20 protein-coding genes are annotated in these 19342 nt (G+C 41.6%); 11 read left to right on the top strand and 9 right to left on the bottom strand.

Features of this window, described 5'->3' with window-relative positions; translation table 11 throughout:
* Window positions 1-36 precede the first annotated feature (36 nt).
* The 4 genes from AACX33_RS22380 to AACX33_RS22365 all read left to right on the top strand — a co-directional run bounded on the left by AACX33_RS22380 (window position 37) and on the right by AACX33_RS22365 (window position 2922).
* The gene (locus AACX33_RS22380) at window positions 37-471 is read left to right on the top strand and encodes a VOC family protein (protein ID WP_193998279.1); all 435 of its coding nucleotides are present in this window, start codon (window positions 37-39) and stop codon (window positions 469-471) included.
* 92 nt (window positions 472-563) lie between these two features.
* Entirely contained in the window at window positions 564-1085 is a 522-nt protein-coding gene (locus tag AACX33_RS22375; protein ID WP_193998278.1) for a plastocyanin/azurin family copper-binding protein, read from the top strand.
* Between the two features lie 158 nt (window positions 1086-1243).
* Window positions 1244-2071 carry a type I methionyl aminopeptidase gene (gene map / locus AACX33_RS22370; protein WP_193998277.1) on the top strand — a complete coding sequence of 276 codons (828 nt, stop codon included), beginning with the start codon at window positions 1244-1246 and terminating at the stop codon, window positions 2069-2071.
* Between the two features lie 227 nt (window positions 2072-2298).
* Entirely contained in the window at window positions 2299-2922 is a 624-nt protein-coding gene (locus tag AACX33_RS22365; RefSeq protein WP_193998276.1) for a Uma2 family endonuclease, read from the top strand.
* A gap of 37 nt (window positions 2923-2959) precedes the next feature.
* Here AACX33_RS22365 and AACX33_RS22360 read toward each other — a convergent pair whose 3' ends face one another.
* The gene (locus AACX33_RS22360) at window positions 2960-4462 is read right to left on the bottom strand and encodes a hypothetical protein (protein WP_193998275.1); all 1503 of its coding nucleotides are present in this window, start codon (window positions 4460-4462) and stop codon (window positions 2960-2962) included.
* 210 nt (window positions 4463-4672) lie between these two features.
* On the opposite strand from AACX33_RS22360, the gene AACX33_RS22355 reads away from it, so the two are divergent.
* The 3 genes from AACX33_RS22355 to AACX33_RS22345 are packed head-to-tail and all read left to right on the top strand — an operon-like array spanning window position 4673 to window position 6346.
* Window positions 4673-6076, top strand: a complete 1404-nt coding sequence (locus AACX33_RS22355) for an amidase (RefSeq protein ID WP_193998274.1) — start codon at window positions 4673-4675, stop codon at window positions 6074-6076.
* A 2-nt stretch (window positions 6077-6078) separates the two neighbouring features.
* The gene (locus AACX33_RS22350) at window positions 6079-6246 is read left to right on the top strand and encodes a hypothetical protein (protein ID WP_227789259.1); all 168 of its coding nucleotides are present in this window, start codon (window positions 6079-6081) and stop codon (window positions 6244-6246) included.
* On the top strand, window positions 6203-6346 hold the full coding sequence (locus tag AACX33_RS22345; RefSeq protein WP_227789257.1) for a hypothetical protein: 144 nt from the start codon (window positions 6203-6205) through the stop codon (window positions 6344-6346). Before AACX33_RS22350 ends, AACX33_RS22345 begins: the two co-directional genes overlap by 44 nt.
* A 190-nt stretch (window positions 6347-6536) precedes the next feature.
* Here AACX33_RS22345 and AACX33_RS22340 read toward each other — a convergent pair whose 3' ends face one another.
* The 4 genes from AACX33_RS22340 to AACX33_RS22325 form a co-directional block, all read right to left on the bottom strand.
* A complete protein-coding gene (locus AACX33_RS22340) occupies window positions 6537-7031 on the bottom strand; it encodes a hypothetical protein (RefSeq protein ID WP_193998273.1) in 495 nt (164 codons plus the stop codon).
* Window positions 7032-7043: 12 nt separating this feature from the next.
* Window positions 7044-7238: a cupin domain-containing protein gene (locus AACX33_RS22335; RefSeq protein WP_322744525.1), complete on the bottom strand. Its 195-nt coding sequence runs from the start codon at window positions 7236-7238 to the stop codon at window positions 7044-7046.
* A gap of 238 nt (window positions 7239-7476) precedes the next feature.
* Window positions 7477-8016, bottom strand: a complete 540-nt coding sequence (locus AACX33_RS22330; protein WP_193998272.1) for a GNAT family N-acetyltransferase — start codon at window positions 8014-8016, stop codon at window positions 7477-7479.
* Window positions 8017-8020: 4 nt separating this feature from the next.
* Window positions 8021-8776: an EndoU domain-containing protein gene (locus AACX33_RS22325; protein WP_227789261.1), complete on the bottom strand. Its 756-nt coding sequence runs from the start codon at window positions 8774-8776 to the stop codon at window positions 8021-8023.
* A 163-nt stretch (window positions 8777-8939) separates the two neighbouring features.
* On the opposite strand from AACX33_RS22325, the gene AACX33_RS22320 reads away from it, so the two are divergent.
* Window positions 8940-9701, top strand: coding sequence for a hypothetical protein (locus tag AACX33_RS22320; protein WP_227789255.1), 762 nt, complete (start codon window positions 8940-8942; stop codon window positions 9699-9701).
* Between the two features lie 155 nt (window positions 9702-9856).
* Here the strand turns inward: AACX33_RS22320 and ilvC are convergent, their stop codons facing one another.
* Together ilvC and AACX33_RS22310 are read right to left on the bottom strand one after the other, a co-directional pair.
* Window positions 9857-10852: a ketol-acid reductoisomerase gene (gene ilvC / locus AACX33_RS22315; RefSeq protein ID WP_193998270.1), complete on the bottom strand. Its 996-nt coding sequence runs from the start codon at window positions 10850-10852 to the stop codon at window positions 9857-9859.
* Window positions 10853-10930: 78 nt separating this feature from the next.
* Entirely contained in the window at window positions 10931-11800 is an 870-nt protein-coding gene (locus tag AACX33_RS22310) for an aldo/keto reductase (protein WP_193998269.1), read from the bottom strand.
* A gap of 248 nt (window positions 11801-12048) precedes the next feature.
* Here AACX33_RS22310 and AACX33_RS22305 point away from each other — a divergent pair, with 248 nt between their 5' ends.
* Together AACX33_RS22305 and AACX33_RS22300 are read left to right on the top strand one after the other, a co-directional pair.
* Window positions 12049-12966 carry a DUF4349 domain-containing protein gene (locus AACX33_RS22305; protein ID WP_193998268.1) on the top strand — a complete coding sequence of 306 codons (918 nt, stop codon included), beginning with the start codon at window positions 12049-12051 and terminating at the stop codon, window positions 12964-12966.
* Between the two features lie 125 nt (window positions 12967-13091).
* Window positions 13092-14624 (top strand): SagB/ThcOx family dehydrogenase, encoded by a 1533-nt coding sequence (locus AACX33_RS22300; protein ID WP_193998267.1) that lies wholly within the window; start codon window positions 13092-13094, stop codon window positions 14622-14624.
* Between the two features lie 365 nt (window positions 14625-14989).
* Here the strand turns inward: AACX33_RS22300 and AACX33_RS22295 are convergent, their stop codons facing one another.
* On the bottom strand, window positions 14990-16048 hold the full coding sequence (locus AACX33_RS22295) for a CobW family GTP-binding protein (RefSeq protein WP_193998266.1): 1059 nt from the start codon (window positions 16046-16048) through the stop codon (window positions 14990-14992).
* A gap of 353 nt (window positions 16049-16401) precedes the next feature.
* Between AACX33_RS22295 and cysS the strand changes: the two genes are divergently transcribed.
* Window positions 16402-17856 carry a cysteine--tRNA ligase gene (gene cysS, locus AACX33_RS22290; protein WP_193998265.1) on the top strand — a complete coding sequence of 485 codons (1455 nt, stop codon included), beginning with the start codon at window positions 16402-16404 and terminating at the stop codon, window positions 17854-17856.
* Between the two features lie 265 nt (window positions 17857-18121).
* Here cysS and AACX33_RS22285 read toward each other — a convergent pair whose 3' ends face one another.
* Window positions 18122-19273, bottom strand: a complete 1152-nt coding sequence (locus AACX33_RS22285; RefSeq protein ID WP_193998264.1) for an AI-2E family transporter — start codon at window positions 19271-19273, stop codon at window positions 18122-18124.
* Between the last annotated feature and the right edge of the window lie 69 nt (window positions 19274-19342).

The raw sequence follows: 19342 nt of genomic DNA, 5'->3' as shown, positions 1-19342 counted from the left end.
TACCCTGAGCGTAGCCGAAGGGCTAATGACTAAATTATGCACCACGCTTCGATTCGGACTGCGAATATTCATCAAGCGATCGCCTTTTATGAACAGTTAGGGTTTACAGTTTGTGAACGCTTCACTACAGGCTATACTCTGGCTTGCTGGATGGAAGGACTGGATGGCAGAATTGAATTAATCCAAATTCCTGAACCCAAACCAGCACCGGATGCTTTTGCCGATGAACATTATGTCGGCTACTATCATCTGTCTTTTGATTTAACGGAAATTACATCAGATTTACCTAGCTGGTTGACAAATTTACAATTACGTGTAGAGGCTGTGGCAGATTTACCACCCCTGAAAATACTTTTGCAACCGACACAGCAGCAAATAGGCGATCGCATTTGGGAGGTAGCTTTTATTGCTGATACTGATGATTTACCTCTGGAATTTATTCGGTGTTTGGCTAAACTTGATAATTCGTAATTCGGGTTTACAGATGTCGCTTTGTTTTAGAGAATTGGTATAAGGCAGAATGTAAACTTTGCCATTGTGATATTTGTTAGGACTATATAATAATGACTTGGTTATTTAGAAGATTTTATAAAAATTTATACCGTTGCTTTCCTGTGAAAGTGCGATCGCTGCGGCGGATAACTGTAGTCTGTTTTTTGCTATGCCTGGGTTTGGTGAATAATAATCAAGCGATCGCCGCTAATGCCACAGACAATTTATTGCAGCAACCAGCCACAGAAATCACAATTAGTTTAGGTAATTCTGCCAACGAACTCAAATTTGAACCCGATCATTTAGAATTTGTCCCCGGTAAACGCTATCTACTGCGCCTCAAGAATCCCAGCCAATTAAAGCATTATTTCACCGCCAAGGACTTTGCAGATGGTATCTGGACACAAAAAGTCCAAGCAGGCAAAGTAGAAGTCAAAGGCGCAATTCATGAACTAGAACTGAAGCCTGGTGGTGAGGCGGAATGGGTATTTGTGCCGATGAAACCAGGAAGCTATAAATTACACTGTGCAATCCCAGGTCATACAGAAGCAGGTATGAAAGGTGAAATTGCGATCGCCTCCGGCGGGGCGTAGCTCATCGCCAACTAGAGAGTACCTCTTCCCAGTCCCCAATGCCCACAATTAGCAAAGCTTGGAGCAAAAATAAGTTAACTTAAATATAGATATAGTTTTTCAATTAAGAAAAAATGCTGCAACTTTAGCAGTAAAACACCAGTAATTATTAATTCAGCATGAACATTCTCACTAACTTGCTCTCTCAAAAAACTCAGGATAAACCTGCAAAAAAACAACGCCGAGGTATTGAAATTAAATCGCCGCGTGAAATTGACATTATGCGGCAATCAGGAAAAATTGTGGCGACTGTACTCAAAGAAATTTCTGAGATGGTCCAGCCAGGAATGACCACGGCAGATTTGGATGCTTATGCTGAAAAACGTATCCGCGAAATGGATGCTACACCCAGCTTTAAGGGATATCACGGTTTTAAAGGTTCTATTTGCTCCAGTATTAATAATGAAGTGGTGCATGGCATCCCCAATGCTAAAAAAGTAATTCGGACAGGGGATGTATTAAAAGTCGATACAGGCGCTTATTATCAAGGTTTTCATGGTGATTCCTGCATTACAATTGCCGTGGGTGATGTCACACCAGATGCAGCAAAATTGATTCGTGTAGCTGAAGAAGCTCTTTTTAAAGGTATTGAACAAGTCAAAGCCGGGACTTATTTACTTGACCTGGCGGGAGCCATAGAAGACCATGTAAAAGGAAATGGTTTCAGTGTAGTTGAAGAATTTACCGGACATGGTGTTGGTCGTAATCTACACGAAGAACCTTCTGTTTTCAACTTCCGCACCCGTGAAATGCCCAATGTGAAACTGCGCGCCGGAATGACCTTGGCAATTGAACCAATTTTGAATGCAGGTTCTAAGCACACCAGAATATTATCTGACAGATGGACGGCTGTAACTGTAGATAATTCACTATCAGCGCAGTTTGAGCATACAGTTTTAGTCACAGAAACAGGTTACGAGATTTTGACAGACCGCACAAAAGTTTAATAAAAATCTCCGACAAAGAATGTAGAGACGTTGTATACAATGTCTCTACAAGGGTTGACCAAAGCAGCATATTTGAATTCTGTCGATTTCTGATGATCAAATAAGTCCCTAAATCGAAAATACTCGCTGCGCTGCGTACGCTTCGCTAACCGAAATCTAAAATTCGCAAGCCCCTAGATTTATCTGTGGAATAAATCTAAAATCTAAAATCTAAAATCCAAAATTGTATGACTCAAGCCATAACCCAGCCCAAAGTAGTAACTTATGCAGAGTTTGTAGAGTTGAAACCTGAAGGTAGACCCTATGAATTACATGATGGAGTAATTGTTGAAATGCCACAGCCATTAGGAGAACATGAAGATATCGGAGGATTTTTGACCCTAGAAGTATCTGTGGAGATTAAACGGCTAAATCTTCCCTATACTATCCCTAAACAAGCATTAGTTAAACCACCGGAAAGCGAATCAGCTTATTTACCAGATGTTTTGATATTGAATCGGGCTAACTTGGTAAATGAACCTTTATGGAAAAAACAATCAACGGTTACTCAAGGTGCATCAGTACCATTGGTGATTGAAGTCGTTAGTAGTAATTGGCGAGATGATTATTACAAAAAGTTAGCTGATTATGAGGAAATGTGTATTCCTGAATATTGGCTAGTGGATTATCTAGCTTTAGGAGCAAGGAAATTTATCGGTAATCCCAAGCAACCCACTATTTCCATATACCAACTAATTGAAGGTGAGTATCAAGTTAGTCAGTTTCGAGGAAGCGATCGCATTCAATCCCCAACCTTCCCAGAGTTAAATTTGACCACTGACCAAATTTTTCAAGCTGGAAATAATGCGTAGTTTTTACAGATAAAAAAAGGCTAGCTACAAGATATTTCTAATCTTTAATAATTATATTAATCCCTGCATAACTACTTTTATAACTAGGAAGTATTTCTTGAGCTTGTTGATAAACAGATGTACTTTTAGGAATATTTTCTAATAAATTGATTGCTTGTTCTAATTTGGATTTTGCTTGCTTTAAAGCTAACAGTGACTGAGGTGAATTGCGGACAAAAAATGTAGCTTCTGTGGCTAACTTTTGGGCTGTTTGTAAATTTTCTGTGGCTTTCTTTTCACTTATAGCTCTTTCTTTGATAGCGATGCGGTTCAGGCGATAGTTGACCAACCTACCAGTAGCTGGAGTATATACAGATGTTCCTTCAGGGATACTGGCTAATAAGTCGATAGCTTTTTCCCATTTGGTTTCTGCTTGTTCCCAGACTGTAACAGGATGCGGCGCATTTTTCCCTAGAGATGAAGCTTCTAGACCAAGTTGGAGAGCAGATTTAAAGTTATTCGCTGCGGTTTCCTCCTGATTATGACTCAAGATGATTTGCTGAAAATATGGAATTTTGTTCTTAATCATCCAGCTACCAAACATTAAGAAGACGAAACTGGAAGCTATAATAAAAATAGGATGAAAGATTTTGGGAAATGTAGAGTTTGATATTACTTTAGCTTGATGCTTAATCACGGGTTTTGGCTGAGTTGGTTGGGCAGAATTTCTCAGCGATGCTTCTACCTGTTTCCTGAAAGTGTTAATCTTGATAATTAAATCATCAACGGTTTCCTGTAATTGTGCATATTCCTGGAGGATATCGGTTAATTCTTGAAATTTACCATTACTAGATATAATTAATTCTTGCTCATCATCCCACCATTCTAAGCTGAAGCCGGATGTCCCATAAAAAGATGATACGCCTAGCAGAATTGTGAAAAAATTAGGAGTGCTATTAATAGGATGAAAAATATGATTTAATTTTTCTTTGACCTGCAAAGCTTCTGTTTGAGCATTCTTGATTTCCTGGAGTTGCTTTTGTAAAATATCACGACTGGTCAATGCTAAGTTAATTTTTAATTTTTCACTAAGTTTTTCAACTTGAGCCGATAAGTTTGCATGGTTCCGATGAGAATTTAGTTGATTGACTAATTCAGAGTTATTTACAATATCTGCGGATATTACATGAAGCAGATCACCCCATTCAATCCAATAATCGATTTTTGATTTTAAGTCATTAATTGATATTTCTGTATCTGGATGTCCAAATTTTGCGTTAATATATTTGTCTCTAGGATTAATATTTGCCTCTACTGCACAAATATGAGGAAGAAACAGACTGGCTACTGTACCCAGAGGAGGTAACCTATGAATTGCATAATTCTTAAGTTTGGCAAATTTGAGTTCTAGAATAATGACTTTTTGCAAATGACGTAGTTGTTCCTGAATATTATTGATCAGGTCAACTTGTTGCATAATTTCCTGTGAATTACCAAGCTTCAATTTCAAACTCTGAATAAGTTGCGGTAGTTGATTAACAATTTTTTCTAAGTTATCCATAAATATCCCTTGGGGATTTGTCGAAAGTTTATGCGAAACAATTAAAATAACTATGCAACGAGTTGATCATTGGAGTAAGAGTCTAACCCGCATAGTGATTGATTGACAAATTTTAGGATATATAAGATTTATGGTTCCCGAAAATTAGATTAAAGTAACAATTTGCGGGGAAATTTTCCCTCACAGACAAGATAGCCCATCAACTAACCTATGAATGAAATTGATTTAGCTTTTACCCCAGCACTAGAATTGGCGAACTTAATTCGTCGTCGGGAAGTGTCGCCCTTAGAGTTGGTAGAATTATATTTACAGCGGATTCAGCTATTGAACCCCCAATTGGGAAGTTATTTTACGGTGTCAGCAGAATTGGCGATCGCCGATGCTAAAGTCAAAACTGAGACACTGACAACCACCTCAGAATTACCGCCATTTTTCGGTGTGCCGATTTCCATTAAAGACCTCAATGCTGTGGCAGGTATACCATGTAACTACGGTAATTCGGCATTATTACAAAATATCCCTAACTACGACGATGGGGTAGTGACTCGGATTAAGCAAGTTGGATTTATTATTCTCGGTAAAACTGCCACCTCAGAATTAGGTTCTTTTCCTTACACTGAGCCTACAGGCTTTCCCCCAGCTAGAAATCCCTGGAATTTAGCATACACTCCCGGCGGTTCCAGTGGTGGCGCAGCAGCAGCAGTCGCAGCCGGATTATGTGCGATCGCACAAGGTTCTGATGGTGGCGGTTCAGTGCGGGGGCCTGCGGCTTGCTGTGGTTTAGTAGGCATCAAACCATCACGGGGTAGAGTGACTCATGCACCCGTAGGAAATCGCGTGGGGGGAATTGCTACCAATGGACCGATTGGGCGGACTGTGGCGGATGCAGCAGCCCTTTTAGATGTCATGTCTGGCTACGTCACTGGTGATCCTTGCTGGTTACCCGATCCGGAACCTTCATTTCTCGCCGCTACCACAGAAAAACTCGGTAATTTACGAATTGCCTTTAGTACAAATATTCCTCCCTTGGGCGAGGCTGACGCTAATTGTCAGCAAGGGGTACTGCAAACCGTCAAATTATTAGCAGAATTTGGTCACACCATAGAAGAGAAATGCCCGGATTTCAGTGCTTTAGTGGCACCATTTCAAACCGTCTGGCAAGGTGGGGTGGCGGCTTCAGGACTCCCCATTGAGGCATTACAGCCAGTGAATCGTTTGCTGTTCTCGCGCACAGGTTCCGTGGGTGAATACCTCCGCGCCGTTTCCCAAATGCAAATTGTATCCCGGCAAATTGTGGCGTTTTTCGATACCGTAGATGTACTGGTATTGCCCGTTTATCTGCATTCACCTATCCGGGTGGGAGAATGGGCTAATTTGAGTCCAGAAGAGACATTCCAAAAAATTGTCCACTGGGTAGCACCTTGTCCAGCTGCTAACGCTACGGGACAACCGGCGATCGCAATTCCTGTAGGTTTTGATAGTAATGGCTTACCCATGAGTGTACAGCTAATCGGCAAACCAGCGGCTGAAGCTACTTTAATCAGTCTGGCGGCGCAACTAGAAGCCGCAAACCCTTGGATTCAACATCGCCCAGCCTTGGCAATATCAGCTTAATTATGCAGGCATCTTTAGTACAACTCTCACAAATTATCGTGTTTGCCGGGTTAGAAACCGCAGACAAGGTAAAATTGCAACCTGACACCCTGGTGCAAGGATACAGCAAAGGAGAGATTATTCTGCATGAAGGCGATCGCCACCTACGAAGAATGCCTGCGGTTAATTAAGAGTTTAAATTCCGTAGTTGCCTATAGTCGGGGTGGTAAAATCATTATATTGGATAGTGAGAAATTAGAGGCGATCGCTTCTGGAAATATAGATGATTAAACCATAATTGTCGGGTGTGTTGTCGCGCAGCACAACGCACCATCTTAACTAGAAACAAATCACAACACAAACAACAATCATATCAGAAGAAACCTAATAAAGTAGAAAATTATCTGCGTTTATCTGCGTCCATCTGCGTTTAATTATTACTGCTTGTACCTCACTTGAATGGGAATTGCTATATCCTACTTCAGACAACTGCTAAATTTAACCTATCTTGTTCACGAGATGCGACAACTAGAACTAAACAGAGTGCAGCCACAGCTTTTTGCCATTCTTGCTTGATTTGCTCATCTTCCACACCTGCAAACACTCCTACCAAGCGAGGAATAGCAGCTTCTAAAGCCAGACGAGGAACTGGACGGTGTAACTCCACTAAACGAATTAAACTTTCTTGATTATTTACAAAACCAATTACCCATTTTGTTGTATGGTCAGGACTATCAGGAACGCGCTTCACCCCTAACTCGTGTTTCAGCCAGTGGTAAAAAGGCGGTAATTCTTTAGCTAAAACTGCCCCGGCTGTAGGTAAAGTTTCCCTCAGTAAATTGGTATCTAAACTATCTAGTTTTGCTTGCAGTTCCGGTGAATTGAGCAACTCAATGAGTGATATTGTGAACATAGCTTCTAATTGAATTTGAGAAATATCTAAATATTGGGTGAAAGTTGAAATTAACATTGACATTTGGTAAAACTCCTATTTATCTATTTTTTCAGAAAGTGTGAGGATAAAAGCTAATTTTTCTTCTGCTTTCAAGGCATGGGGTGCATGAGCAGGTATAAAGATAAAAACTCCAGGTTCAAGTGTAACATCTTTACCTGATAAGGTGAGTAAACCTCTGCCTTCCAAAACATTAACAGTCGCATTGCGAGTCGAAGTATGCTCAGAAATTTCAGTTGTAGCTGCTAAACAAAATAAAGTGTATTGACAAGCTTTATCTTGAGTTATGACTTTGCTGAGAACACCAGCACTAGATATTCAATTTGTTCTCGCAGTTGGGTAATTAGAGATTTGTTAATTGTTGTTTGATTATTCATATTTTTGTTATTTGTTGGACTTTTATTTGAGATATTTTTAGAAAAAATACCAACTCTGTATGATAGCTTGCGTGGAGTAGTCATTGAAGGAATTAAATCTTTTTCCACTCGTGGTCAAGGATAGCGTAAATCAAGCTATCGTACCATTTACCTTTGATCAATTCTTTTTCCTGTAGACGACCCTCACAGCGCATACTGTTTTTTTCTAATACCCGCACAGAACTTAAATTTTCTGCAACGCACCATGACCAGATACGATGGATTTTCAGTTCTTCAAAGCCGAATTTCAAAATAGCTCGTGCTGCTTCCGTAGCATAACCGCGTCCCCAATATCGACTATCCAGTTCATAACCAATGTTTGCTTCCTTTAGTTCCATATCATTGATACGGACACCACAATTGCCAATCAGATGATTTTCATCTTTGAGGACAACAGCCAACTGAAACTTTATTCGTGGACGTTCTTTTTGCTGATTAATAAACATCTGAACAAATTCACGAGCATCGGTCTGTGTAAGGTGAGTCCAGTTGTAGTAACGCAAGTATAAAGGATCTGATTGATAGGCAAAAACTGCTGGCCAGTCAGTATCTACAAACTCACGCAGTAACAGACGTTCTGTTTCTAGCTTCATTTATTTATCTTTTACAGTTTGCACCTTGGGGAGTAGCATCGGGGTAGAAGGTAACTATCGCTTTTTGTCTCCGCACAAAAACTTTAGGAAAAGTGGTTCCAGTATCCCGGTCTCGCACATTAAAAATACACGCTCCCTCAGAATTTTCTTGCAGTTTAAAAATTTGGGTCGCATCTATAAGCAATTCTTCAGCATTACTCAGATAGCTATAGCCTTTAATCACATCTGTAAATGTGCGGTTTCCTTGTTTAATCACAACACCCATTGTATAAATTACACCAGAAACAACTTCCTCACGCCGCTGATTATTCGGTAAGCGTCCGCCAATTCCCTCATTTTGTAACTGTAAATATCTACCATAAAAATGCAAGCCACCAATATCATCAGCGCTCTTGAGTTCACCACAAAAAATATGTTCAAATCCCCGATTCTTAAACCAGATATCCGTTAAATCTGCGATAAATTCGGTTTTATTTCTGCGTCCCGGACGGAGTTCGCCGCCGCTAACTGTCTGAAGTTTCTGTAATACACCTGGGTAATCAGACAACAACTGTTTAAATTGATTGGGAGTGACTTTTGTGCCGATGGGACCGCAGATTTTGAGGACAGCTTTGTCAAAGGAATTTAGCTGTGGAGGGGGTGGCGTAATGTCTAATTTCTGCCCTCTGGGGAAACCTACAGGAACCGGATTATTTATATTATCGAAAAATGGCAGAAGTCCGGTTGCTGGCTGAGACTGGGCTTGTACAGCATTTTGCATCCCCAGAAAGCAAGCTAGGAATAATAAAGTTAATTGACTCCCTAGCCTTTGAGATAGCAGCTTGACAGGGTTACGGTGCATTTTTGGCATATGTTGTGATTGGTATGCTGACTTTGAGGGGAATACTGAAGTTATGAGTTAAGTCTTTTATATACCAAAATTGATGAAAATTGTCGAAGAAACGCCCACTCGATTACGGCTCCAGCACCTACCGATTCGCAGATGGCTGTTTGGGGGATCATTTTTTATTGGCTGTTTGGGTTTTCTGATTTACTGCTTGTTTTTTGATTTTGCTACCGCCAGACTCACTTGCGAACGCCCTTTACCTAGCGAAATGAATTGTGAATTGAGGCAGTTTAGTTTGCTGGGAAGGAAACAGAGGCTGAGAATTTTTGATATTCAGAACGCATATGTGAAGACTACTAGACAGAGCCGGAGTACACATTATCACGTTGTCATTCTGACTTCTGTGGGAGAACGGGATCTGATATCTGGTCAGAGCTATGGCAAAAATCAGCAAGATTCCCAATTAATTAACAATTATATTAATTCTGGGCAAAGGTTTTTATTACTAGAACAAAATCAACGTCAATCGATGTTGTTCAAAAATTTATGTCTGTTAATTGGGATGGCTATTGGTGCTTTTGAATTGACAGCGCCGGTGAGTAATTGTATTTTCTATAAAAGTCTGAATCAGGTATTTATTGAGCGTAAAAGTTTACGTGTTCAGAAAATTATCGAGGAACCGCTAGAAAAGATTCTGCGTTTGGAGATTCAAGATAAGCAATTTAAATACGGTAGACAATACCGCGCTGTGATTGTGCTGCAATCTTACGAAGAGATTCCAATTAATCCAGAATATACTGATGAAAAAAACGTCTACTCTACTGTAGCTAGGATAAAATCTTTTCTTGGTTATTTCTAGTGAGGAATAACAGCATATTTCATTTGAGTGAAGTACACAAGGGCGGGCAGGATGCCCACCCCACAAGATTTATAATATTAAGGTGTGTACTTCATTGACTTGCAAAGCGCTGTGAGTTTTAATTTCAGGGCTGAAGCCCTCACTACAAAGGTTGATTAAACTTTCTTTAACCAGCTAAACATGGCGCGTAAGTCTTTACCAACTTCCTCAATGGGATGTTCGGCTTCTTGGCGGCGCATGGCGGTAAATCCTGGTTTACCTGATTGATTTTCTAAGACGAATTCCCGTGCAAATTGCCCAGATTGAATTTCGCTGAGAATCTTCTTCATTTCAGCTTTGGTGTTGGCGTTAACAACGCGAGGTCCACGGGTGTAGTCGCCATACTCAGCAGTGTTAGAAATGCTGTCGCGCATTTCGGCTAGTCCGCCTTCTACAACCAAATCAACAATCAGTTTGACTTCGTGAAGACATTCAAAGTAAGCCAATTCTGGTTGATATCCAGCTTCGACTAAGGTTTCAAATCCGGCTTTAATTAAGGCGCTTAAACCACCACACAATACTGCTTGTTCACCAAATAAATCTGTTTCGGTTTCTTCGCGGAATGTGGTTTCGAGTATACCGGCGCGTGTACCACCGATACCTCTAGCGTATGCCATTGCGCGATCGCGTGCCTGACCACTAGCATCTTGATAAACTGCAAACAGCGCTGGTACGCCTTGTCCTTGTTCATAAGTCCGGCGCACCAAGTGTCCTGGGCCTTTGGGTGCTACCATTACCACGTCTACGTTAGCAGGTGGTACGACTTGTCCAAAGTGAATATTAAAGCCGTGAGCGAAGGCGACAACGTTACCTGCTTGCAGATTTGGTTCAATTTCTTCTTTGTAAACTGTCTTTTGGACTTCATCAGGTAATAAAATCATGATGAAATCAGCAGCTTTCGCAGCATCGGCGACAGATTTTACTGTTAAACCAGAGGCTTCGGCTTTTGCTGCTGACTTACTACCCGGATATAGTCCCACAATCACATTCAAGCCACTATCTTTTAGATTAAGGGCGTGGGCATGACCTTGGGAACCATAGCCAATAATGGCAATCGTTTTTCCAGCCAAAAGGTCTAAATTGGCATCTTCGTCATAATACATCCGGGCCATAGTGCATCTCCTGTCAGCAGCTTTGTCATTAATTAGCAGCTTTCGATTGTACCTTAAAAGGGTAGGGAGTGGGGACAATTACGAAGTTGCCTGATCTATTTTTTGCACTTCCGCTTCTGATAGTTTCACTTCCACAGCACGCACTGTGTCTTCAATGCTGGAAACTTTGCTAGCGCCAGGAATGGGCAATATACATGGGGATTTGGAACGCAACCATGCCAAAACAATACAGTATAATGATACGTTTTTTTCTTGGGCTAATTGCGCGATCGCCTGAATATCTGGCAAGTTGCTATGGCGACGCATTCCCCCAAAGGGACTCCACGGCAAAAAGGTGATTTTTTCCTGTTCACAATATTGCAGCACGCCATCAGTTTCTGGCTGTCGTTCCCAAGGACTGTATTGATTCTGCACGGAGACAATATCCACTACATCCCGCGCTTGTTTAATTTGTTCCACAGAAAAGTTAGAAACTCCCACAAATCGAATCAAACCGGCTTCTACGGCTTCTTTGGCTGGTGTCAGGGATGCTTCTATGGTGTAATTAGGATCTGGAGAATGGTATTGCCACAAATCAATGGGTTTATCTCCCCCTAAAATCTCAAAGCTTTCCCGAATTGTTTGGCGTAAATGTTCTGGGTTGCCGTTACGTCCCCAACTACCATCAGGACGCATCAAACCGCCTTTGGTAGCGACAATTACTTGGCTGATATCACCTTTGTAACTGGTAAGTGCTTGGTGAATGAGTCGCTCGTTGTGGTGCTTGTCTGATTCATCTTTGCAATAAGAGTCGGCAGTGTCAATAAATGTAATGCCTAAATCTAAAGCGCGATGAATGACTGCGATTGATTGGGATTCAGGAGGGCGATCGTAAATTGACATCGGCATTCCACCCAAGCCAATTGCACTCACGTATACACCTGTGTTTCCTAGTTGTGTGGTTTCCATGCTGATCGTTTTAGTTTGCAGTACCATTACTTAATTTAGTAACTGCTCAGGGATTTTTGACAATTCATCTCTAGAGAGGTTTATCGAACAAAAAGATCCCCGACTTCTTGAAGAAGTCGGGGATCTGAGCCTATCGGTGTTTGTGGAATGAGATCGATGTCTATTCTGTTACATAAATCGCAACCATCTCGACTTTGAGTTTTACCCCAGCCATACTGAAATTAGTTTCATCCATCTGGGGGTAGATTATGCGCGTTTTGACGAAATTGCCACAAAAATCGGCTGTGTTGGTCAGCGCTTTACTGGGTGGGGTAATATTTACAAGTTGCGCTGCTTCTGTGCAGCCATCTTTAGATTCGGCTTTGTCTTCAGGCAATCTGGAAAATCGAGCCGCAGCACCTACAATTAGTGAAAGTACGCCCCAGGCGGAAGCTGCACCAGTAACCCGTGAGCGTCCCCAATTGATTAAAAAGGCAGCCATGACTGTGATTGTCAACTCTGTCAGTCAGAGTATCGATGCTGTCTCTCAAATTATTAATCAACAACAAGGGGATTTAATCAGTTTAAACGAACGTCAGCCGACAGGGGAAACTTCTCGCCATACTGCATCGATAACGCTGCGAGTTCCGCAAAACCGATTAGAACCTACTATAAAAGAATTAGCTAAATTAGGCACTTTAAGTAATCGTAATATTACTGCCGAAGATGTGGGCGATCGCTTAGTGGATTTTCAAGCCAGATTAAATAACCTGCAAAGAACAGAGGCGAATTTACAAAAAATTATGGATCGGGCGGGTTCCATTAAAGATGTGCTAACTGTAGCTCAAGAATTGAATAACGTCCGACAATCGATAGAACAAATTGATGCTCAATTAAAAAGTTTAAAAAATCAAGTTGCATACTCCACTATTACCCTGAACCTAGAAGCAGCGATATCTACCAGCATTCCCCAGATTAACTTAGCGTCCCAAATTCAGGAAACCTGGAATAACTCTACAGACTCATTGGGTGCGTTGAGTTTAAGCTTGTTGAAATTGGGTATTTGGTTCATAGTTTACAGTCCCGTGTGGTTCATTTTAGCGGCTGGTATCTATGGCGTTACCCGTTGGCGACGAACCCATAGAGTAATTTCGGCAGATATCCCAGAATCAACTCATTCCGATTAACAGGGATTTACGAAGATTTACCAGACATCACATAATGTGTTTGCAGTTTGTACTAACTAACACGAAACAATGAGGCTGATGAATGCCAAGATCAAAATAACAAAGCCAAGAGTATTGAAATTAATATGCCAGAAATACGCGAATCCATCGCTCAACACTACCACGAACGGACTAAATACGACCCTGAGACTCTTGCCTCTAAATCTCAGGGGTTAGACTGGGCTAAACAGCCAGTGCCGTTCAAAGAGTACAAAATTGGGACAACTTTTGACCTAAAACCCTATATCCAAGACACTTCAGAGACATTTGCGAATAACCCAGATGCTCAATGGTGGCAAAGACTTTCACGGTTATTATTCCGCAGTTATGGACTGACGGCAAGAATGCCTTCAATGGGGAGTGCTGTATATTTACGCGCTGCGCCCAGTGCGGGGGGGTTATATCCGGCGGAAGTGTATCTAGTTTCCCGTGGTACGCCGTTATTACCACCAGGATTATATAACTACCAATGTCGGACTCACTCCCTGATGCATTATTGGGAAAGTGATGTTTGGCAAGGTTTGCAAGAAGCTTGTTTTTGGCATCCCGTGATTGAAAGTACCCAATTGGCAATTATCATTACTGGGGTTTTTTATCGTTCAGCATGGCGATATGAAGATAGAGCCTATCGCCGGATATTTTTAGATGCAGGGCATCTGCTGGGCAATATAGAGCTAGCTGGAGCGATGACTGACTATCGCCCGCACTTGATTGGTGGTTTTGTGGATGAAGCCATCAATGATTTACTATATATCGATTCGGAACAAGAAGGTGCGATCGCTGTTCTGCCTCTGGCAGACTTATTCGATATCCGGCAAAATTTACCTTTGGGATGTACAGCCTTACCTTCTGCGAGCGAAACTAATTATCCACCAATTCCCGATGGTGAACTGCTGAAATATTTTCATTGTCGCACCCAAATTGAACCAGGTGTAACTGGTAAGTTAAATTTACCCAGGGTGAAACAAGAGAGATTATTGGAGGATAAATATAATTTTCCTTTCTGTCTGAAAATTCCCACAAATACCACGCCGATTTCCTGGGGAGCAAAACTTTCAGATTTGGAAAACACCATGTACAAGCGACGTTCTACCCGCGCCTACAGTGGTGATGATTTAAGCTTCGATGAACTCAAAAGCTTACTCGATTTCACCTATCAATCACAAAATTACATCGACCAAAGTTTAGATAATTCCCCAGACTACTTTGACCTGAATTTAATTGAAACATTTATTGCGGTCAGTGGAGTGAAGGGACTGGAATCTGGCTGTTACTATTACGCACCCAAAGCCCAAGAATTACGACAGATTCGCTTCAAAAACTTTCGGCGAGAGTTACACTTTCTCTGCTTGGGGCAAGATTTAGGGCGAGATGCCGCCGCCGTGCTGTTCCATACAGCTGATCTTAAATCAGCGATCGCACAATATGGCGATCGCGTTTACCGTTATTTACACATGGATGCTGGACATTTGGGACAAAGGTTGAACTTAGCCGCAACTAACCTGGGTGTAGGTGTCAGTGGTATCGGTGGCTTCTTTGACGACCAAGTAAATGAGATATTAGGCATTCCGGCAGATGAAGCTGTGATATATGTGACAACACTGGGAAGACCAAGGTAAGGGACTTCCAATTAAAAAAATATCCCATTGCTGAGGTCTACCGTGTACACACAAGTGATCGAATCGCCCCCTAACCCCCAATTCTGGGGGAACAAGAATTTTCAAAGTCCCCCAAACTTGGGGGATTTAGGGGGCAAAACAGGCTCAAACGCAGACAGGCAAGACTTCTGTGTACACCGTAGATTGCTGAGGTAGGCAGGGGAGCAGGGAGCAGGGAGCAGGGGGGATAAAGAAAAAAGATGGTCTGATGAAATGGGGTAATTTATTTTCTGGAAATCCCTAACAAGACAGTTATCAGTTATCAGTTATCAGTCAAGAGATATAATTCACCTCATGTTTTGTTAACTGTTAACTGATTTCAAACCTCAGTTTGTGGAAGGAACACAAAGGCAATTTTCCAACTGAGATATCAGAGTTTCACGATCCAAATCTTGACCAATTAGCACCAACTGAGTTTTCGGTGTACCCTTCCATTGATCATCATCCAAAGTAAAACGTTTACCGCAAAGGTGGAAAATGTGACGATTAGGACTTTCATCAAACCAGATAATTCCTTTAGCCCGGAAAATATTTGCGGGTAATTGATTATCCAAGAAATTCTGAAATTTTCTGATGGCAAAAGGCTGGTCACTTTGGAAAGATATAGACGTAAAACCATCATTTTCTAAATGGTGGGAATGATCATGGTGGTGATGATCATGATCATCGTGGTCACATTTTGAGTGATCATGATCATGGTGTTCATGGTCATGTTTTTCTGCTTCGTTAAAATACTTGTCAGATGCAAACAGACCTACGCTGAGAATTAAAGGTAGTGGAACTTGCGATCGCTCCGTGCGGATAATTCTAGCACCTTCTTTGATCTCTGTGATTTTGCGTTCTAAATCATTCAAAGCCGCCTCATCAACCAAGTCTGCCTTATTGAGGATAATGATATCACCGTAGGCGATTTGACTATATGCCGCCTCAGAGTTAAATAAATCCAGACTGTAGTTAGCTGCATCGACTACGGTAATAATCGAATCGAGACGAGTTAAATTTCGTAATTCCGTACCGAGAAATGTTAAAGCCACTGGTAACGGATCAGCCAGTCCTGTAGTTTCTACTACTAAATAATCTAAATTATCTTGGCGTTCCAAAACTTGATAAACTGCATCTACCAAATCATTATTAATAGTGCAGCAAATACAACCGTTGCTGAGAGCCACCATATTCTCGTCAGTAGAGACAATTAGCTCATTATCAATGCCAATTTCGCCAAACTCATTGACTAATACAGCAGTTTTCAACCCTTGTTGATTACTGAGGATATGATTCAATAAGGTTGTTTTGCCACTGCCAAGAAAACCAGTAATAATTGTGACTGGCATTCCTTGCTTGGGTGCATCCATTGCTGTAAATTCGGAAGTAACTATTGATTGCATAGCGCTGTGATTAAATATCAAAAATTAATTCGTAATTCGTAATTCGTAATTCGTAATTCGTAATTCCGAGACCGTTAGGGGTTCATTTTTCGGTCAGGGATGGTTTATTTCTGCCGTGCCGTACTAGCATAGGGATGCTGGACTGTTATTTCAGCTGTTTTACCCTATTATTACCTATCTCCAGATTTCATAATTATTCTGTTATGACCAATACTTCCTTAATCTTACAAGCCCCCTGATTTATCTGTGGAATCAATCACAACTACTCGCAGCGCTGCATACGCTTCGCTAACCCCAGTCTAAAATTCTTCAGCCCCTAAATCTAAAATCTAAAATCTAAAATCTAAAATTCTATGACCCTAACTCTTTACAATACTCTCACCCGTCGTCAAGAAGCATTTGCAACAGTGGAACCAGGCAAGGTGAAGATGTACTATTGCGGTGTGACGGTGTATGATTACTGCCATTTGGGTCATGCCAGAGCTTGTATAGTGTGGGATGTAGTCCGTCGATACCTCCAGTTTATCGGTTATGAGGTGCGCTATATCCAAAATTTTACCGATATTGATGACAAAATTCTCAAGCGATCGCGCGAAGAACATTCATCGATGGAAGCTGTGGCGGAACGTTATATCAACGCCTACTTTGAGGATATGGGAAGACTGGGAATTAAAGAAGCTGATGAATATCCCCGTGCGACTCATACCATGAATGGGATTCAGCGCTTAATTCATGAGTTGGAAAATAAAGGTTTTGCGTACCCGGCTGACGGTGATGTCTACTATGCAGTCCGGCGGTTTAATGAATATGGTAAGCTTTCTGGGCGCAAATTAGAAGATATGCAAGCCGGGGCTAGCGAGCGTGTGCAGATAGCAGATCCAGAATATCAGAAAAAGAAAGACCCCTTTGATTTTGCTCTGTGGAAAGCCGCCAAACCAGGAGAACCCGCTTGGGAATCACCTTGGGGCGCAGGTCGTCCGGGATGGCATATAGAATGTTCAGCAATGGTGCGCGATCGCCTGGGTGAGACAATAGACATTCATGCTGGTGGTGCTGACTTAATTTTTCCCCACCATGAAAACGAAATCGCCCAATCAGAAGCCGTCACAGGTAAACCCCTCGCGACTTACTGGCTACATAACGGCATGGTGAAAGTTGATGGTGAGAAAATGTCCAAATCCTTGGGCAACTTTACCACCATTCGGGACTTGCTGAATCGAGGCGTTGAGCCAATGGCAGTGCGGTTATTTGTCCTGATGGCACAATATCGCAAACCTATAGATTTTACCGACGAAGCGATCGCAGCTGCAACTAACGGCTGGCATACCCTGAAAGAAGGTTTACTATTTGGCTATGAATACGGGAAAGTGGGGAGTAGGGAGTGGGGAGTAGGGAGTGGGGAAAAATTAACTTCGGATATCCACATCCAGCGTTTCCAGGAAGCTGTAAATGATGACTTTAATTTTCCCGGTGGGTTAGCGGTGTTATTTGAACTAGCCAAGGAACTGCGCCGCCAAGGAAATATTATTGTGCATCAAGGGAAAACCGAAACATCTCCAGAAGAGTTACAAAAACAATGGCAAACCCTGGTTATGCTAGCAGAAGTCTTTGGTTTAGTTGCCCAGCCAGAAGCAGAAACTTCCACAATTCCAGGCTTAAGTGATGGCGAAATTGAAGAATTCATTCAACAACGACAAGCCGCCCGTCAAGCTAAAGATTTTGCCGAAAGCGATCGCATTCGTGACCAATTACAATCAGAAGGTATTACATTAATTGATAGCCGTGATGGTACTCGCTGGCATCGTTAATGAAGGGAGTGGGGAGTAGGGAGCAGGGGGGAAGATAAGAAAGAGGCAGGGGAGCAGGGAGCAGGGAGCAGGGGGGCAAAGAATTTTGGATTTTGGAGAAAGCGATTTTAGATTGCAGTCTAATCCAAAATCTAAAATCTAAAATCTAAAATCTAAAATTGATTGACCAATGACCAATGACCAGCGTAAGATGTGTACTTGATTTACTTGCAAAGTGCTGGATGTGGGGGAAATAGCTGAAAAGATGAAAAATTGATGAAATTAACTATTTTTCCTGGACTTGAGAAACACCATCGGATATGTTACCTGAATCTGATATTGGTTGATTATCTGAATTTAAAGGAAGTTGGTAAATAGGGGATTTTTCTTCATTCAACAATTTCGGCTGTAAATAAAGATTTTCCAGCAGTACACCGACACCAGCGACCCAAGGTGGGACAATGACAGCGCCAATAATGCCTAAAACTTGTGTTCCTCCCAGTACGGCTAAAAGTTGATATAAAGGATGGACTCGTACTGATGAACCTACTAGCAAGGGGTCAAGTACGTAGGTTTCTAGATTTTGAATGATCACAAATAACAGCAATACCCACAGAAATGTGAAACCACTTTGGGGAATTGCGACAATTAAAGCCGGAATTGCCCCTAATACTGGACCGACAAAGGGAATTAAGTTGGTAAACCCAGCAATTACACCCAGGGCTAAGGCAAATTCTGATAGTCCCAAAATCCTCAACCCTACGGTGATGACAACGCCTAAAATGGCTGAAACTAAAACTCTCCCTTGTATATATCCCCCCATGCGGCGAGAAATAGGTATAACTTGGTCGGCTAGACGTTCGTCCCACGGTTGGGGAAACAAACTCACTAGACCTTTAATTAAGTTTTTGCTTCCAGCTACCATATAGGCGGACATGACTAAGGCTAAAATCAGATTGACTACGCCGCCTATAAAGCCACGAGTAAAGCCGAAGGAACGCACAACTAGTTGCTGACTCGAACGAAATAACCAATTAGTCACAGATTGGAGGTCAAAAAATTCTTCTACTGACTCGATTTGAGTGATTCCCAATCGTAAGGCCAGATTTTCGACCGCAATCAACAAATTATCTAAATAAAGTGGCAATTTACTAGCTAATCGCTGAATTTGCTCAGATACCGATGGACCAATGATTAAACCTGCGCCAATTAAACCAAATATTAGGCTAATGTATACGACAATTACGCCTAGCCAACGGGGAAAACGCAATTTTTCGGCGGCGTTCACTAATGGCGCGATCGCAGCTGCCAATACTACCGCTATCATTAAAGTTAATATTAAACTCCGTAATTGCCACAGTAAGACTACGAGAAAGAAAACGGCGACAATCAGCAAGAGATTAGATAAGGAAATAGACTTACGCTGGTCATTAGTCATTGGTTATTAGTCATTTGTCATTGGTCAATCAATTTTAGATTTTAGATTTTAGATTTTGGATTAGACTGC

Origin of the sequence: Nodularia sp. LEGE 04288, from assembly GCF_963896525.1 — a bacterium.
In the GTDB taxonomy this organism is placed as follows: domain Bacteria; phylum Cyanobacteriota; class Cyanobacteriia; order Cyanobacteriales; family Nostocaceae; genus Nodularia.
Note: the sequence above shows the minus strand (reverse complement) of the source record. Positions and strands in the feature narration are given on the sequence as shown.